15 protein-coding genes are annotated in these 15784 nt (G+C 75.7%); 9 read left to right on the top strand and 6 right to left on the bottom strand.

Translation table 11 applies throughout. The features are described from left to right. Positions 1-13: 13 nt before the first annotated feature. The 3 genes from ACH4D3_RS01540 (at position 14) to ACH4D3_RS01530 (ending at position 2748) form a co-directional block, all read left to right on the top strand. Positions 14-1537 (top strand): FAD-dependent oxidoreductase, encoded by a 1524-nt coding sequence (locus ACH4D3_RS01540; RefSeq protein WP_398315178.1) that lies wholly within the window; start codon positions 14-16, stop codon positions 1535-1537. Between the two features lie 90 nt (positions 1538-1627). Further along, entirely contained in the window at positions 1628-2506 is an 879-nt protein-coding gene (locus tag ACH4D3_RS01535) for a polysaccharide deacetylase family protein (protein ID WP_398315176.1), read from the top strand. 17 nt (positions 2507-2523) lie between these two features. Further along, positions 2524-2748: a hypothetical protein gene (locus tag ACH4D3_RS01530; RefSeq protein ID WP_398315174.1), complete on the top strand. Its 225-nt coding sequence runs from the start codon at positions 2524-2526 to the stop codon at positions 2746-2748. Between the two features lie 9 nt (positions 2749-2757). Here the strand turns inward: ACH4D3_RS01530 and ACH4D3_RS01525 are convergent, their stop codons facing one another. Continuing rightward, a complete protein-coding gene (locus ACH4D3_RS01525) occupies positions 2758-3432 on the bottom strand; it encodes an ABC transporter (RefSeq protein WP_398315172.1) in 675 nt (224 codons plus the stop codon). Continuing rightward, on the bottom strand, positions 3429-4283 hold the full coding sequence (locus tag ACH4D3_RS01520; RefSeq protein ID WP_398315170.1) for an ATP-binding cassette domain-containing protein: 855 nt from the start codon (positions 4281-4283) through the stop codon (positions 3429-3431). The genes ACH4D3_RS01525 and ACH4D3_RS01520 overlap by 4 nt, the downstream gene beginning before the upstream one ends. 44 nt (positions 4284-4327) lie before the next feature. Between ACH4D3_RS01520 and ACH4D3_RS01515 the strand changes: the two genes are divergently transcribed. From ACH4D3_RS01515 to ACH4D3_RS01500, 4 genes are all read left to right on the top strand, one after another. Beyond that, the gene (locus tag ACH4D3_RS01515) at positions 4328-5077 is read left to right on the top strand and encodes a peptidyl-tRNA hydrolase (protein WP_398315168.1); all 750 of its coding nucleotides are present in this window, start codon (positions 4328-4330) and stop codon (positions 5075-5077) included. 139 nt (positions 5078-5216) lie between these two features. Then, entirely contained in the window at positions 5217-6536 is a 1320-nt protein-coding gene (locus ACH4D3_RS01510; protein WP_398315166.1) for a DUF692 domain-containing protein, read from the top strand. 116 nt (positions 6537-6652) lie between these two features. Next, complete coding sequence (locus tag ACH4D3_RS01505) at positions 6653-7450, top strand: TIGR04222 domain-containing membrane protein (RefSeq protein WP_398315164.1); 798 nt, start codon at positions 6653-6655, stop codon at positions 7448-7450. Between the two features lie 114 nt (positions 7451-7564). Beyond that, positions 7565-9148: an alpha/beta hydrolase gene (locus ACH4D3_RS01500; RefSeq protein WP_398315162.1), complete on the top strand. Its 1584-nt coding sequence runs from the start codon at positions 7565-7567 to the stop codon at positions 9146-9148. Here ACH4D3_RS01500 and hemQ read toward each other — a convergent pair whose 3' ends face one another. Beyond that, positions 9149-9880: a hydrogen peroxide-dependent heme synthase gene (gene hemQ / locus ACH4D3_RS01495; protein ID WP_398315160.1), complete on the bottom strand. Its 732-nt coding sequence runs from the start codon at positions 9878-9880 to the stop codon at positions 9149-9151. Between the two features lie 4 nt (positions 9881-9884). After that, complete coding sequence (hemG, locus tag ACH4D3_RS01490) at positions 9885-11369, bottom strand: protoporphyrinogen oxidase (protein ID WP_398315158.1); 1485 nt, start codon at positions 11367-11369, stop codon at positions 9885-9887. Positions 11370-11606: 237 nt separating this feature from the next. Here hemG and ACH4D3_RS01485 point away from each other — a divergent pair, with 237 nt between their 5' ends. Then, positions 11607-12590, top strand: a complete 984-nt coding sequence (locus ACH4D3_RS01485; protein ID WP_398315156.1) for a DUF4349 domain-containing protein — start codon at positions 11607-11609, stop codon at positions 12588-12590. Positions 12591-12617: 27 nt separating this feature from the next. Further along, positions 12618-14015, top strand: a complete 1398-nt coding sequence (locus ACH4D3_RS01480; protein ID WP_398315154.1) for an FAD-dependent oxidoreductase — start codon at positions 12618-12620, stop codon at positions 14013-14015. Positions 14016-14029: 14 nt separating this feature from the next. Here ACH4D3_RS01480 and ACH4D3_RS01475 read toward each other — a convergent pair whose 3' ends face one another. Both ACH4D3_RS01475 and ACH4D3_RS01470 read right to left on the bottom strand, forming a co-directional pair. Then, a complete protein-coding gene (locus tag ACH4D3_RS01475) occupies positions 14030-14392 on the bottom strand; it encodes a hypothetical protein (protein WP_115744787.1) in 363 nt (120 codons plus the stop codon). Between the two features lie 154 nt (positions 14393-14546). Further along, positions 14547-15779, bottom strand: coding sequence for an MFS transporter (locus tag ACH4D3_RS01470; RefSeq protein ID WP_398315152.1), 1233 nt, complete (start codon positions 15777-15779; stop codon positions 14547-14549). Positions 15780-15784: the final 5 nt, after the last annotated feature.

Raw genomic sequence — 15784 nt, 5'->3', positions numbered from 1 at the left:
GTACCCGGGCCGCATGACTCAGAACGTGCGGGTCGGCGAGTCGTACTGGCTTCGGACGGCACCGGGCGGCGCACCCCGTCCCGCGCTCGCGGAGGATCTCGACGTCGACGTCGCCGTGATCGGCGCGGGTGTCGCGGGCCTCAGCACGGCCTGGGAGCTGACCCGGGCCGGGCGGAGCGTGGCGGTGCTGGAGGCCGGGCGGGTCGCCGCCGGGGTCACCGGGTACACCAGCGCCAAGCTGACCGCCCTGCACACCCTGGTCTACGACCGGCTGCGCCGCACCCGCGGCCCCGAGGGCGCCCGGCTGTACGCCCGCTCGCAGTCCGAGGCGATCGAGCACGCCGCCGGGATCGTCGCCGAGCTGGGCATCGACTGCGACTGGGAGACCCGGGACGCCTGCACGTACGTCCGGGACCCGGGCCGCGTGGACGAGGTGCGCGCCGAGGCGGCCGCGGCGAAGGAGGCGGGGCTGCCCGCGTCGTTCGTGACGGAGACCGGGCTGCCGTTCCCGGTGGCGGGCGCCGTGAAGGTGACCGGACAGGCGCAGTTCCACCCCCTCAAGTACCTGTCGACCCTCGCCGGGAACCTGGCGGCGCGCGGCGGGCGGATCTTCGAGGACACCACCGTCCAGGGTCTGGGAGAGGGCGAGCCCTGCCGGGTGAGGACGGAGGCGGGGGCGACGGTCACCGCCCGGGACGTCGTGGTCGCCACCCACTACCCGGTCTTCGACCGGGCGCTGCTCTTCGCCCGCCTCTCCCCGCGCCGCGAGCTGGTCGTCGCCGGGAGCATCGAGGCGGACCGCGACGTCGACGGCATGTACATCACGCCGGAGGACAACACCCGCTCGGTGCGCACGGCACCCCTGGCCGACGCGGGCCGCCGCCTGCTCGTCGTCACCGGGGAGCATTTCACCCCCGGCACGGGCGACACCCGCGAGCGCTTCGAGACCCTGGCCGCCTGGGCGGACGAGCACTTCCCCGGTGCCGAGCGCACCCACGCCTGGGCCACGCAGGACATCGACCCCACCGACACCGTGCCGATGGCGGGCCCGCTGCACCCGGGCGCGCACCACACCTACGTCGCCACCGGCTTCGGCGGCTGGGGGCTGAGCGGCGGCATCATGGCGGGCCGGCTGCTCACCGCGCAGATCACCGGCGAGGAGTGCGCGTGGAGCGGGCTGTACGACCCGCGCCGGCTGCGCACGGCGGTGCGTGAGGCACCCGCGCTGCTCAGGACGCAGGCCGAGGTGGCCCGGCACTTCGTCGGCGACCGGCTGCGGCCCACCCCGCCGGTGGAGGCGCTGCCGCCGGGCGAGGGCGCGGTGGTCCGGGCGGGCGGCGACCGGCTCGCGGTCCACCGGGACGAGGACGGCGCCCTGCACGCCGTATCGGCGCGCTGCACCCACCTGGGCTGCCTGGTCGGTTTCAACGCGGCCGAACGCGCCTGGGAGTGCCCCTGCCACGGCTCCCGCTTCGGCACGGACGGCAAGGTGCTGGAGGGCCCGGCGACCAAGCCGCTTCAGCGGCGGGACATCTGACGCCCGGGGTCTGAGCCGGGCGGGTGACCGAGGCGGCACGTCACCCCTCATAGTCATACAAAACGAACATCGCACTCCTACGTTCGTACGGTGATCTCTCTCGTACGACGCGCCACCGCGCTCTGTGTCCTGGGTGCCGCCCTCGCCGCCTGCGGAACCACCGGTGCCGAGCGGGCCCCCCGTCCGGCACCCTCGGCCCCCGCCCCGTCCCCGTCCCCCTCCCGGACGCCCACCCCCACCCTCGCCCCCGGCCCCGCGGGCCTGACCCCCGTCTTCGAGCACGGCCCGCGCACGGACGGCACGAAGGACGCCGGACGGGACGGCAAGCCGGTCGCCCTCACCTTCGACGCCGACATGACCGCCGACCAGGGGCCGCGGGCGGCGTCGGGCGAGCGGTTCGACAACCCGGGGCTGATCGCGGCGCTGCGGGAGCTGAAGGTGCCGGCCACGGTGTTCATGACCGGCCGCTGGGCCGAGGAGTACCCGGACGAGGCCCGCTCCATCGGCCGGGACCCGCGGTTCGAGATCGCCAACCACTCCTACAGCCACTACGCGTACACCGACGACTGCTACGGCCTGCCCACCGTGTCCGAGGACCGCATGCGCGCGGACCTGGAGCGGGCGTACACGGCGTTCGAGAAGGCCGGGGTGCCGAACCCGATGCCGTACTTCCGCTTCCCCGGCGGCTGCTACGACAAGGCGGCCCTCAAGGAGCTGTCGGCCACCGGGGTCACCGCCGTGCAGTGGGACGTGGTGAGCGGGGACGCCTTCGCGACGGACGCCGACGCGGTGACCCGGCAGGTGCTCGACGGGGTGCGGCCGGGTTCGGTCGTCGTCATGCACTGCACGCGCAGCGCCGCCCCGGTGACCGAGGAGGTGGTGCGGGCGGTGGTGCCGGAGCTGCGCCGCCAGGGGTACCGCTTCGTGAAGGTCTCGGAGCTGGTCGGCGCCGCGAACGGGCACGCCTGACGTCCTACGCTGGAGACATGGACAGCGACCACGAGCACGAGCAGGACCCGGACGGCGCCGGCTGCGAGCCCGGCGGCTACTGCCTGATCGACGCGCCCCGGCCGCCGCAGGCCGACGGCCCGCCGTACGCCGAGTGCGTGCAGTGCCGGGAGCCGACGGAGTACCCGGAGTCCTACAAGGGCATCACGCTCTGCCCGGTCTGCGAATGGCAGGAGGCCCAGCGCACCGCCTGCTCAGGCTGACGGGCCTGCTCAGGCTGACGACCTGCGCGAGCCGAGGGCACAGGCCACGGCGATCGCGCCCGCGGCGATGACCGCCGCCCCGGCCAGCGGCAGCAGCGGCAGTGGGACCGCGCCCGATCTGGACCCGGTGACCAGGCCGCTGACCGCCGCCCGCGCCGGGGATCCCGACGCCACCAGCGCCAGCAGGGCCGCCAGCAGCAGGGCGGGCACCGCGCGGCCGGGCGAGCGCAGCACCGGCCAGGCGGTGAGCGCGCCGACGGCGGTGCCGAGCAGGGCGCACACCAGCGCGGCGAGCAGTCCGGCGCCGGCCGCCGGGAGCAGGGGTACGCGCGTGCCGCGACCGGTACCGACCGGGTCGCTGATCAGCGTCACGACGGCGGTCGCGACGGCGCCCAGGACGACGGCGGCGGCCAGCGCCACCAGCACGGCGGCCAAGTGGGCCCGCGCGGGACCCCGTGCCGCCGACACGCACCCCCGCGCGGCGGGCGGCTCGCCCGTGACGCAGATCCGCACCAGCCAGGCCGCGACCGGCAGCAGCACGGCCGCCGCCCAGCCCAGCGAGTCGAGCACCGGCTGCCCGCCCTGCACGCCGATGCCGAGGGCGGCGGCGTACAGGACGACGGGCGGCAGCCAGCGCTGGGAGCGCAGCAGGAGCGCGGACTGGTAGCGCAGCAGAGCGGTCATCGGCGGTCCTCGGGAGCGTGCACGCTCACCACGTGCCAGGGCGGCCGGGCGGTCAGGAGGGTGCGCAGCAGGACGTCGGAGTGCGAGGCGGGAACGGTGAGCGTGTGGCAGCCGGGGCCGGTCTCCTCAGCCGAGGCGGCCGCCCGGTGCGCGTCGGCGGGGAGTCCGGCGCCGGGCGGTCCCTGCACCCGCACGACGACCCGCGGCCCCGCGGACGCCGGGGCGGGTCCGGTACGGCTGTGCAGGGTGCCGTCGCGCACGGTGTACACGGCGTCGGGCGCCCCGGCCAGGCGGCGCGGATCGTGGTCGACGAAGACGACGGCACCGCCGGCCGCGGTCCGTTCGGCGACCGCCCGCTCCAACTCACCCCGCGCGTCCGCGTCCAGCCCGGTCCAGGCCTCGTCGAGCACCAGCAGCTCCGGCTCGGCGAGCAGCGCCTGCGCCACCGCCACCTTCTGGCTGCTGCCCTTGGACAGCCGGGCGAGCCGTGTGTCGGCGTACCCGGCGGCCCCCAGCCGCTCCAGCCACTGCCCCGCGGCACGGGCCGCCGCCCGGCGGGACAGGCCGTGGACGGTGCCGAGGTGGGTGAGGTACTGGGCGGCGGTGAAGGGCAGGGCGGGCGGGAAGCGTTCGGGGACGTAGGCCGTGCGCGGGCGGCCGGTGACCCGGCCCTCGGTGGGGGTGTCGATCCCGGCGAGCAGGCGCAGCAGGGTCGACTTGCCGCTGCCGTTGGCGCCCTCGACGCGGACGAGGGCGCCGGGCGGCACGCCCAGCTCGATGCCGCGCAGCACCCAGGGGCCGCGCAGACCGTAGCGGCGGCCCACACCGTCCAGCCGTAGCTCGCGTCGCATGGGGCCATACTCTCCCAGGCGCGCGGGTTGGCAGACTGTAGGGCGTGAGCAACGACCCGACGACACCCGTCCCCGCGCCCGTTCCCGTCCCCGACAGCCCCTTCCGTCCCGAGCCCGGCGACCGCGACCTCGCGCCGCAGTTCGTGCTGCCGCTCGTGGTGCGCATCGAGCGGGCGGCGCCGCCGTCCCGTACCGACGCGCTGGAGACCGCGGCCCGGGCGGTGCTGGTGCTGCTCGGCGACGAGCGGTCGACCGGTGACGGCACGTGGGCGCGGGCGATGCGGGACTGGCAGGACGCGCGCATCCGCAAGGTCGTGCGGCGGGCCCGCGGCGCCGAGTGGCGGCGGGCCGAGGCGCTGCCCGGCATCACGGTCACCGGCAAGAGCGCCGAGGTACGGGTCTTCCCGCCGGTGCCGCTGGACGGCTGGCCCAAGGACCTGGCCCGCCTCCAGGTCTCCGGCACCGACCTCGACGACCCCGAGCCGCCGGCCGACGCCGACCCCGCCGCGCCGGTGCTCTGGCTCAACCCCGACCTGGACATGTCGGCGGGCAAGGCGATGGCCCAGGCGGGCCACGGTGCGCAGCTCGCCTGGTGGGAGCTGTCCGACGACGAGCGGACGGCGTGGCGCGACGCGGGCTTCCCGCTGTCGGTGCGCACCGCGGACCCGGCCCGCTGGACCGGCCTCACCACCGGCGGCCTGCCGGTGGTGCGGGACGCCGGGTTCACGGAGATCGCGCCGGGTTCGTGCACGGTGGTGGCGGACCATCCGGCGCTGCGGCGGGCGCGCCCGTAGCCGGCGGAGGGCGACCCGGCCGGCCCCCCTTGACGGCCCGCGAACCTCAAATGTTCCTCTGAAGGCGCCCTGAGCGGGGTTCGGGCCCGGTCGCACGGGCGATACCCCGGTCATGACGACGCGGAGGGAGGGATCGGCCATGCGACGACTGGGCACCGGCATCGGATGGCGGCCGGAGATCGCGGACGCCGTCGAGGAGATGCCCGGCATCGACTGGGTCGAGGCCGTGTCCGAGAACCTGTGTCCCGGGCATCTGCCCGACTCGCTGCTGCGGCTGCGCGAGCGCGGCGTGACCGTCGTGCCGCACGGGGTCTCGCTCGGCCTCGGCGGCGCGGACCGGCCGGACCCGGGACGGCTGGCGGCGCTGGCCGAGCGGGCCGAGGCGCTCGGGTCGCCGCTGGTCACCGAGCACATCGCGTTCGTGCGCGCGGGCGGGGCACTGACCGCGTCGCCGTCGCTGGAGGCGGGCCACCTGCTGCCCGTGCCGCGCACGCGCGACGCCCTCGACGTGCTGTGCGAGAACGTGCGCGTCGCGCAGGCCGCGCTGCCCGTCCCGCTCGCCGTGGAGAACATCGCCGCGCTCGTCTCCTGGCCGGACGAGGAGCTGACGGAGGGGCAGTTCCTGTACGAGCTGGCCGACCGGACCGGCGTGCGGCTGCTGATCGACGTGGCGAACCTGCACACCAACCATGTCAACCTGGGTGAGGAACCGGCCCGGGCACTCGGTGAACTGCCCCTGGAGGCCATCGCGTACGTCCACGTCGCGGGCGGCTTCGAGCGGGACGGCGTCTGGCACGACAGCCACGCCCACCCCGTCGCACGGCCGGTGCTGGACATCCTGACCGACCTCGCCTCGCGCGTCGCACCGCCGGGCGTCCTGCTGGAGCGGGACGAGAACTTCCCCGACGGCGACGAGCTGCGGGGTGAGGTGGAGGCGATCCGCGTCGCCGTGGAGAAGGGCCGGGCGGCGGCCACCGGGACCGGAGCGGCCGCCCGCACCTCGCGCACCGGTACCCGTGCGGCCTTCGGCGCCGACGACGCCGTACGGCAGCGGCTCGGGCTCGCGCAGACCGCGCTGCTGTCCGCGCTGGTCGCGGGGACACCGGCGCCCGAGGGGTTCGACCGGGTGCGGCTGGGGGTGCAGGCGCGGGCGCTGGCCGGGAAGCGGGCCGACGTGGTCGGCAAGGTCGCGCCCGAGCTGCCGGTGATCCTGGGCGCGCGGTACCGCCCCGCCTTCCTCGCCTACGCGCAGGACCGTCCGATGACCAGCGGCTACCGGCGGGACGCCCTCGGCTTCGTCGAGCACGTGCTGCGGACGGCACCGGGGGAAGGCGAGGACCCGGGGGTGCGGCGGGAGTTGCGGGAGTGGTGGCTGGAGCGGTCGGGACCGGTGCCGCGGTCGTCGCGCCCCGGGGCCCGGCTGGCCCGTGCGACCAGGCGTGTTCTGCTGCGCCGCTGAACCGGGTGACGACATCGGGGGCATCGCCGAGCGGAACGTCACATACCCGCAACGCTGCGTCCCGGAATGTGAAAAGGGCATGGCGCCGGCGAAAGCCTTTGGCATAGAAGTACGGCATGTTCTGGGTCCTTTTCCTCCTGTCGGCCTGGGCCGTCGCCGGCCTCGCGTGTCTGCGGCTGTGCCTGGCCGCCGTACGCGCGGCGGCCGTGGAACCGCGCGCCGTCGTCCGTGAGCACACGCTGACGCTGTACGAGGCGGCGTTCCTGTCCGGCGGTCCGCGGCGGGTGGCGGACCTGACGCTGGTCTCGATGGCGCGCCAGCGGCGGCTGCTGCTCGCGCACACCGGCTGGGCGACCGTCGTGGACCCGCGCGGGCGGGACGACATGGAGCGGTCGGTCATAGGGGCGATAGGCCCGGGGGGACAGTCCCGGATAGCGCCGGTACGGGCCGCCGCGGCCGCCGCCGACGCGGTACGGAGTCTGGCCGACCGGCTGGTCGGCGCGGGCCTCGCCGTGCCCGACGGCGGCGCCCGGGGGATCGCGGCCGGGGTGCGGCGGGTGCGGGTCGCCGCGGTGACGGTGTGCGCGCTCGGCCTGGTCGCCCTGGCGCTGCCGCTGCCCGCCACCGAACCGCGCCTGCTGATCGCCCTCTGGTTCGCGCTGCCGCTCGCCCTGACCCTGGGGTGCCTGGCCATCACGCGGATGGAGATCCACCCGTACTCGCGCTGGGCCTCCCCCGCCGGGCAACGGCTGGTCGGCGCCCTGGTCCAGCGGGCCGACGGCACGGCGGACGACCGGACCTTCCTCACCTCGGTCGCCGTGCGCGGCGTGCACGCGATCGGCGAACCGGACCTGCGTGCGGCCTTCGCCCACCGCGAGAGGTACGCCGGGGACCACGGGGAGCGCCGGGCCTGACGCTCCGGGGGCGTACGGGGGCACTCGGCGCCGACACCCGCGGCCGGTGCTTGCCCCGCCCGGCCGCCGCACCAAGCATCCCTTGTGTCACACCGTGCACCGAAGGGATACGCGATGCGAGCTGCCGCCCTCTACTCGGCCGCCGGGTCCTTGCTGCTGACCACCCTCACCGCCGCCCCCGCGCAGGCGGCGCCGCCGGCCGGGCCCGGATCCGCCGAGGCGCTCGGCACCGCCGTGGCGGCCCGGCGCGCGGCGGCGGCCGGGGTGGACTTCGGCCGGTGCCCGAAGGCGGAGGAACTGCCGGACGGCATCCGCTGCGGCACCGTGACCGTGCCGCTGGACTACGCCCACCCCGACGGGAAGCGGATCGAGCTGACCGTCAGCCGGGTGCGGGCCACCCACGAGGACCCGGACGGCGGCGGGCGCGAGGTTCCGGGCCAGGGCGCCCTCCTCTACAACCCGGGCGGCCCCGGCGCCTCCGGGCTGTACTTCCCGCTGGTGGGCATGGTGCCCGAGTGGAAGCGCATCGCCGCCGCCTACGACCTCGTCGGATACGCCCCGCGCGGGGTCGCGCCCTCCGCGCCGCTGTCCTGCCAGGACCCCGGCGACTTCTTCAAGGGGCCGCGGCCCGCCCCGACCCGGCCCTCGGACGCCTACAAGGAGCAGCGCGCCGCCGAGGCCGAGGCCTACGCGCGCGACTGCGCGGAACGGGGCGGGGAGGCGCTGCGGCACTACCACTCGCTCAACAACGCCCGGGACCTGGAGGTCGTGCGCGCCGCGCTGGGCGAGCGGCGGCTCACGTTCATGGGCGCGTCCTACGGCACCTACCTCGGCGCGCTGTACGCCGAGCTGTTCCCCTCGCACGTGCGGCGGATGGTGTTCGACGCGGTGGTGAACCCGGACCCCGAGCAGATCTGGTACCGCAACAACCTGGACCAGTCGGAGGCGTTCGAGGACCGCTGGGACGACTTCAAGGAGTGGGTCGCCCGGCACGACGCCGTGTACGGGCTCGGGGACACGGCGAGGCAGGTGCAGGACAGCTACGAGGAGGCGAGCGCGCGGCTGGCGGCGGAGCCGGCGGGCGGCACGGTGGGGCCCGCGCAGTTGCAGGGGGCGTTCCTGAAGGCCGGGTACTACGACGACTACTGGCCGCACCGCGCCGAGGCGCTGTCGGCGTACCTGAAGGGCGATCCGCAGCCGCTGGTCGACCAGGCGGGCACGCGGACCCCGGAGGGCGCGGTGCGGTCGGAGAACTCCAACGCCGTGTACACGGCCGTCGAGTGCAACGACGCGCCCTGGCCGGCCGACTTCGAGGTCTGGGACCGGGACAACACGCGGCTGGCCCGCCGGGCGCCGTTCGAGACCTGGGACAACGTGTGGACGAACCTGCCGTGCGCCTACTGGCGGGCGCCGCGGCAGCAGCCCCTGGACGTGCGCACCGCGCCGGGTGAGCTGCCGCCGACGCTGGTCCTGGCCGCGGAACGCGACGCGGCGACGCCGTACGAGGGGGCGCTGGAGCTGCGGCGGCGGCTGTCGGGCTCGGTGCTGGTGACCGAGCGGGACGCGGGGACGCACGGCATCGCGGGCGGGCCGAACGACTGCGTCAACGGCCACCTGGAGGCGTACCTGCTGGACGGCCGCCTCCCGGCGCGGGACACGTCGTGCGCCCCGCGCCCGGAACCGGAGCCGAGGGCCTGACTAGGCGAGCCCGGCGACCAGCTCGGCGATGTCCTTGCGGCGCCCCGTGTAGAACGGGATCTCCTCGCGGACGTGGCGGCGGGCCTCGGAGCCGCGCAGGTGGCGCATGAGGTCGACGATGCGGTGCAGTTCGTCGGCCTCGAAGGCGAGGATCCACTCGTAGTCGCCCAGCGAGAAGGAGGCGACCGTGTTGGCGCGCACGTCCGGGTAGCCGCGGGCCATCTTGCCGTGGTCGGCGAGCATGCGGCGGCGGTCCTCGTCGGGCAGCAGGTACCAGTCGTAGGAGCGCACGAACGGGTAGACGCTGATGTAGTTGCGCGGCGTCTCGTCGGCCAGGAAGGCCGGGATGTGCGAGCGGTTGAACTCGGCGGGGCGGTGCAGCGCCATGTTCGACCAGACCGGCTCCAGCGCACGGCCGAGCTTCGTGCGGCGGAAGAGGTTGTACGCCTCCTGGAGCTGGTCGGCGGTCTCGGCGTGCCACCAGATCATCAGGTCGGCGTCCGCGCGCAGCCCGGACAGGTCGTAGGTGCCGCGGATCGTCACGTCCTTCGCGGCGAGCTGGTCGAACAGCTCCTGGACCTCGTCGGCGTACCCGGCGCGGTCCTCGGGGAGGGTGTCCTTGAGCTTGAAGACGGACCAGAGGGTGTAGCGGATGACCTCGTTGAGGTCCTTGGCCAGTTTGCCCTTGTTCGGGATCCGCTCGGCGGCGGGGGTGGAGGCGTCGTCACTCATGGTCCTATTCTCCCGCTCCGCCGTGCAGGCTCTGCACCGGGTGGGCCGTGAGCTGCTCCACACCGGCGAGGTCGCCCCGGATCTGGTCGGCGGCGGCGTACGCGCTCGCGATGCTCGCCGGGATGCCGACGCCGTCGTAGGCCGCGCCGCACACCGCGAGGCCGGGGAGCTTCGCGACGTGTTCGCGGACGCGGGCCACGCGCGCGTGGTGGCCGACGGGGTACTGCGGCAGGCCGTCCTGCCAGCGGGTGAGGCGGGTGGCGACCGGCGCGGCGGTCAGGCCGGTGGCCTCGCCCAGGTCGTGCCGGGAGACGGCGACGAGGCCCGCGTCGTCGCGGCCGAGGATCTCCGTGTCGCCGTACCGGCCCACCGAGGTGCGCAGGACCACCAGGTCCGGGTCCTCGTCGGCGATCCAGCCCCACTTGCGGGAGGCGAAGGTGGACGCCTTGATGGTGTGCCCGTCGACCGGCGGTACGAGGAAGCCGCTGCCCTCGGGGAGCGCGGCGGCCTCCGAGCGGCGGTAGGCGAGGGTGATCAGGGCCATCGAGGCGTACTCCACCGCGGACAGCTCGGCCGCGGCGGCGGGCGCCTCGGCGCGCAGCAGCTCGGCGGCGGGCCCGGCCGGGACGGCGACGACGACCGCGCCGGCGTGCAGCACCCGGTCGCCGGCGACGATCCGCCAGCCGTCGGACGCGGTGCGGCGCAGCTCGGTGACGGGCGCGTGGGTGACGATCTCGCCGCCGCGGGCGCGGACCGAGTCGGCGACGGCGGGCGGGAGGGTGCCGATGCCGCCCTCGATGCCCATGAAGACCGGGCCGCTCGGCGGTGAGGTGGCCGTGCGGCCCTGGAGGGCGCGGACCGCCTCGGTGAGCGAGGTGTGGGTGCGGGCGGCCTCGAAGAGCTGCGGCACGGCCGAGCGGAGCGAGATGCGGTAGGCGTCGCCCGCGTAGACGCCGCCCAGGAGCGGCTCGACGAGGCGGTCGACGACCTCGCGGCCCAGGCGCGCGGCGACGTACTCCCCCACGGCCACGTCGTCGCCGACCTCGGTGCGGGGCAGCTCGGCGTCGCGCCCGATGCGGGCGAGGCCCTCCTCGGAGAGCACGCCGGACAGGGCGGCGGCGGTGCCGGGGACGCCCATGACGTGGCCCTTGGGCATGGGGCGCAGGGCGCCGCGGGTCCACAGGGAGGCCGTCGCGGTGGACGGCGGCTGGAGGCGGTCGGCGAGTCCGGCCGCGCGGGCCAGGCCGACGGCCTCGGGGCGGCGGGCCAGCATCGACTCGGCGCCGAGGTCGACGCGTACCCCGGCGATCTCGCCGGGCAGCAGCTTGCCGCCGACGCGGCCGGACGCCTCCAGGATGGTCACCCGGGCGCCGGCCTCCAGGAGGCGGTGGGCGGCGGCCAGTCCGGCGATGCCGGCTCCGACGACGACTACGTGTCCGGGTGCCTGTTCCGGTGGGAACTCGCCCGCCGGGGTCTCACTTGCGCTCATGACCCCAGCGTCTCAGACGCCACCGACACCGCCCCGGGGCCGGACGGCCCCGGCCCCGGGCCCACAGGTCCCGCGCGCCCCGCACGCCCCGTGCACCCGCACGGACCGTGCACCCGTCCGGTGCCCGTCCGGCCGCGAGTCCGGACCGTGATCTCTTCGGAACCGTTCCGCGCCGTCGTGCGCGCCCCTCCGCGCGTCGTAGAGACATCAGTTGCCGACAACCAGGGGGGACCCACGATGCAGGCACGACGGCAGGCGACAGGAAGAACCGCGGCCCCGAGGCCCGTGCCACCCGCCCGGGCCCTGGCCGGCCTGCTGCTGGTCGCGGCGCTCGCCCTCACCGGCTGCACCGCCTCGGACGCCGGCTCCGACGCGGGCGGCAACGCCAAGGCGGCCGCGCCGCAGCAGGGCTCGCAGGCGGAGGGCTCGCAGACCGACGGCAAGCCGGGCGCGGCCGGTGAGGGCGGGTCCGACGGCGCCGGTGCGAGCGCGCCGCCGAAGCTCGCCCCGGCCCACATCATCCGCACCGTCTCCCTGAGCGTTCAGGTCAAGGACACGCCCAGGGCGCTCGACGCGGCCCGCACCGCGACCGAGAACGCCGGCGGCTACGTCGGCGACGAGTCCACCACCCGCGACGCCGAGGGCCACGAGCGGACCGAGGTGACGCTGCGCGTGCCCGTGGAGCGCTACGAGGACGTGCTCGACGATCTGGAGGGGGCCGGGAAGCTGCTGCGGCGCGACGCGAAGGCGGAGGACGTCACCGACCAGGTGGTGGACGTGGACAGCCGCGTGAAGTCGCAGCGGGCGAGCGTGGCCCGCGTCCGGGAGCTGATGGACCGGGTGACGCGGCTGAGCGACGTGGTGACCCTGGAGGGCGAGCTGAGCACCCGTCAGGCGGAGCTGGAGGCGCTGCTCGCCCGGCAGGCGGCCCTGAAGGACCGCACGAGCCTGGCCACCATCACCCTCTCCCTGTCGGAGACGCCGGTGAAGCACGAGGAGAAGAAGGAGGAGGACGAGGACCCGGGGTTCACGGACGCGCTGGCCGGCGGCTGGGACGCCTTCGTGACGATGCTGCGCTGGGTGGCGGTGGTGCTCGGCGCGGTGGCGCCGTTCGCCGCGGTGGCCGCGCTGCTCGCGCTGCTGTGGCTGCGGGTCGTACGCCCCCGGCTGCCGCGCCGTCCGAAGGCGCCGCGCGGGTCGGAGCCCGGGGCGCGGGACTGAAGGATCCCGTCCACGTAGCGTGTTCGCATGAACATGAGTGCTGGGGGCGGGAAGAGCGAGCGGCTGGTCGTGATCGGCGGCGACGCCGCGGGCATGTCCGCGGCGTCGCAGGCGCGTCGGCTGAAGGGCCCGGAGGAGCTGGAGATCGTGGCGTTCGAGCGCGGTCACTTCAGCTCGTTCTCGGCGTGCGGCATCCCGTACTGGGTCGGCGGCGACGTGACGGAACGGGACGCGCTGATCGCGCGCACGCCGGAGGAGCACCGCGCCCGGGACATCGACCTCAGGATGCGCACCGAGGTCACGGAGATCGACGTGGCCGGCGGCCGGGTACGCGCGCGTGACGTCGATTCCGGGGCTCAGTCCTGGACGTCGTACGACAAGCTGGTGATCGGGACCGGGGCGCGGCCGGTCCGGCCGGAGCTGCCGGGCATCGACGCGCCCGGCGTGCACGGGGTGCAGACGCTGGACGACGGGCAGGCGCTGCTCGACACGCTGGCAGGCACGCGCGGCCGTCGCGCGGTGGTCGTCGGCGCCGGGTACATCGGCGTGGAGATGGCCGAGGCGCTGATCAGCCGCGGCTACGAGGTGACGGTCGTCAACCGCGGCCGGGAGCCGATGTCGACGCTGGACCCGGACATGGGCCGCATGGTGCACGCGGCGATGGAGGGTCTGGGCATCACCATGGTCAACGACGCCGAGGTCACCGAGGTGCTGACCGGGGAGGACGGCCGGGTCCGGGCGGTGGCGACCAAGGACGCCGAGTTCCCGGCGGACGTGGTGGTGCTCGGCATCGGTGTGCGCCCCGAGACGGGGCTCGGCGCGGCGGCGGGGCTGCCGCTCGGCGCCCACGGCGGGCTGCTCACCGACCTCGCGATGCGGGTGCGCGGCCACGAGAACATCTGGGCGGGCGGCGACTGCGTGGAGGTGCTCGACCTGGTCTCCGGTCAGGAGCGGCACGTTCCGCTGGGTACGCACGCCAACAAGCAAGGGCAGGTCGTCGGCACCAACGTGGGCGGCGGCTACGCGACGTTCCCGGGCGTGGTCGGCACGGCGGTCAGCAAGGTCTGCTACCTGGAGATCGCGCGGACCGGCCTCAGGGAGAAGGACGCGCTGCGGGCGGGGCTGCGGTTCGTGACGGCGACCATCGAGTCCACCAGCCGCGCGGGCTACTACCCGAACGCCTCCGCCATGACGGTGAAGATGCTGGCCGAGCGGCGCACCGGGCGGCTGCTCGGCGTGCAGATCGTCGGCCGTGAGGGCGCGGGCAAGCGGGTCGACATCGCCGCGGTGGCCCTCACGGCCGGGATGACGGTCGAGCAGATGACCGCCCTGGACCTCGGTTACGCGCCGCCCTTCTCGCCGGTGTGGGACCCGGTGCTGGTGGCCGCGCGCAAGGCGGCGAGGGAGGTCGAGCGGCAGCGCTGAGGGGCGCCCGCCGGTCAGGCCGTGCCGTTGATCCGGTCGATGGCCTGCCGTGCCTGCTCGGCCGGGGGCCGCGCCGGCAGGGAGGACACGGACGCCGGGGCGCCCATCGACGCCGGGGCGGTCGCCGGTACCGGGGTGCGTACCGCGGGCGGTTGCTCACCGGCCGGCTTGGCGTGCGACGCGCCGCGCGCGGAGCGCAGCCGGTGGCTCACCGCCTCGTCCAGTGTCACCGGCCGCTGCATCTGCGCCGCCAGCCGCCCCGCCTCCTGACCGAGGCGGGCGACGTCCTCCCAGGGGAGGCGGAGGACGAGGGCGACCTCGGCCTCGCCGTCGGGCAGGGCGTGCATCGCCGGAGCCGGTGTGACCCGTTCGTTCATCGCCACTTCCTCACGTCGTCCCCGCGTCCCGCCTTCCCCGGGCCGCGGGCGGTTGAGAGGGCATACGTACACACGGACGGGGGCGTTCAACGGGGCGGACCGGTTCCGCGGGCGGCGGGCGCGGCCAGGGTGGTGGACGGCGGGCGGGGTCCGCTCAGGCGGGGGTCGCCTCGCTCTGCGCGGCGGGGGCCGGTTCGGTCCAGCTGATGCGGGTGCTGCACAGGGCGACGGCGCCCGCCGAGGCGGCCACGGCGCCCATGCCCCACGCCAGGTTGCTCGCTCCGGCGATGAAGCCGATGAGCGGCGGGCCGGCCAGCAGCCCCGTGGTGCCCATGGCGGCGACCAGGGTCAGCGCGTCCGAGCCCTGCCGGGCGGCGGCGGCGTAGACGCAGGGGGTCACGGCCGCGATGCCCAGGCCCATGCAGGCGAAGCCCGCGAGCGCCGGGGCGACGCCGCCGGTGACCAGGGCGACGGCGAGACCGGCGGCGGCCACGGCGCTGCCCAGCAGGACGACCCGTCCGTCGCCCCAGCGGCCGCGCCAGCCGTCGGCGAAGAGGCGGGCGACGACCATCATCCCGGACACCACGGCGATGCCGAGCGGGGCGAGTTCCGCCGAGGCCTCGGCGATGTCCTTCAGGTAGAGGGCGGACCAGTCGTTCATGGCGCCCTCGGCGACCGTGCCGAAGACCATGGCGCAGCACATCCACAGGGTCAGGCGGGAGGGGACGGTCCAGCGGCGGCGGACCGGCTTCGGACCGGCGGCGGCCGGGCTGTCGGCCTGGGCCCCGTCGTCGGCGGTCTCCGGCCGGTCGGCCGGGGCGTCCTCGTCCAGCAGTCCGGTGCGCGCCGTCAGGCCCAGCGCGGCGAGGAGGACGACGGCGACACCGAAGTGCGCCGGGACCGATCCGGTGGCGGCGGTCATGCCGGAGGCGAGCAACGCCGCGAGCAGGGAACCGGCGCTGAAGACGGCGTGCAGCTTCGCCATCGTGTTGCGTTCGTGCCGTGTCTCCAGGGCCGCGCCCTGCGCGTTCATGGCCACGTTCAGGCAGCCGACGAGGACGCCGTCGGCGCACATCACCAGCAGGGCCACCGGGTAGTTGGGCGCCGCCGCCAGGGCGAGCAGCAGCAGGGCCAGGCCCAGCTGGGACAGCAGGGCCAGCCGCCGCGAGCCGATGCGGCGCATCAGCCAGGCCACCGCCGGGAAGGACACCGCCGCCCCGACCCCCGCGGCCATCAGGAGCACCCCCACCTCGGCCGCGCTCAGGTCGAGGTCGGCCTTGATGGCGGGGATCCGCGCGGCCCACGTGGCGTACTGGAAGCCGAGGGACAGGAACAGCGCGGCGATCGCCAGCTGGCCGCGCCGGAAGGGGTCGTGGAGACGGGTCACGCGCA

Source organism: Streptomyces sp. NPDC018026 (assembly GCF_044327745.1).
Classification (GTDB): domain Bacteria; phylum Actinomycetota; class Actinomycetes; order Streptomycetales; family Streptomycetaceae; genus Streptomyces; species Streptomyces rubrogriseus.
Note: the sequence above shows the minus strand (reverse complement) of the source record. Positions and strands in the feature narration are given on the sequence as shown.

Coding starts and splice junctions, on each gene's coding strand:
- ACH4D3_RS01540 (WP_398315178.1), top strand. CDS start 14: ATGACTCAGAACGTGCGGGTCGGCGAGTCGTACTGGCTTCGGACGGCA.
- ACH4D3_RS01530 (WP_398315174.1), top strand. CDS start 2,524: ATGGACAGCGACCACGAGCACGAGCAGGACCCGGACGGCGCCGGCTGC.
- ACH4D3_RS01525 (WP_398315172.1), bottom strand. CDS start 3,432: ATGACCGCTCTGCTGCGCTACCAGTCCGCGCTCCTGCTGCGCTCCCAG.
- ACH4D3_RS01520 (WP_398315170.1), bottom strand. CDS start 4,283: ATGCGACGCGAGCTACGGCTGGACGGTGTGGGCCGCCGCTACGGTCTG.
- ACH4D3_RS01510 (WP_398315166.1), top strand. CDS start 5,217: ATGCGACGACTGGGCACCGGCATCGGATGGCGGCCGGAGATCGCGGAC.
- ACH4D3_RS01505 (WP_398315164.1), top strand. CDS start 6,653: ATGTTCTGGGTCCTTTTCCTCCTGTCGGCCTGGGCCGTCGCCGGCCTC.
- ACH4D3_RS01500 (WP_398315162.1), top strand. CDS start 7,565: ATGCGAGCTGCCGCCCTCTACTCGGCCGCCGGGTCCTTGCTGCTGACC.
- hemQ (WP_398315160.1), bottom strand. CDS start 9,880: ATGAGTGACGACGCCTCCACCCCCGCCGCCGAGCGGATCCCGAACAAG.
- hemG (WP_398315158.1), bottom strand. CDS start 11,369: ATGAGCGCAAGTGAGACCCCGGCGGGCGAGTTCCCACCGGAACAGGCA.
- ACH4D3_RS01485 (WP_398315156.1), top strand. CDS start 11,607: ATGCAGGCACGACGGCAGGCGACAGGAAGAACCGCGGCCCCGAGGCCC.
- ACH4D3_RS01480 (WP_398315154.1), top strand. CDS start 12,618: ATGAACATGAGTGCTGGGGGCGGGAAGAGCGAGCGGCTGGTCGTGATC.
- ACH4D3_RS01475 (WP_115744787.1), bottom strand. CDS start 14,392: ATGAACGAACGGGTCACACCGGCTCCGGCGATGCACGCCCTGCCCGAC.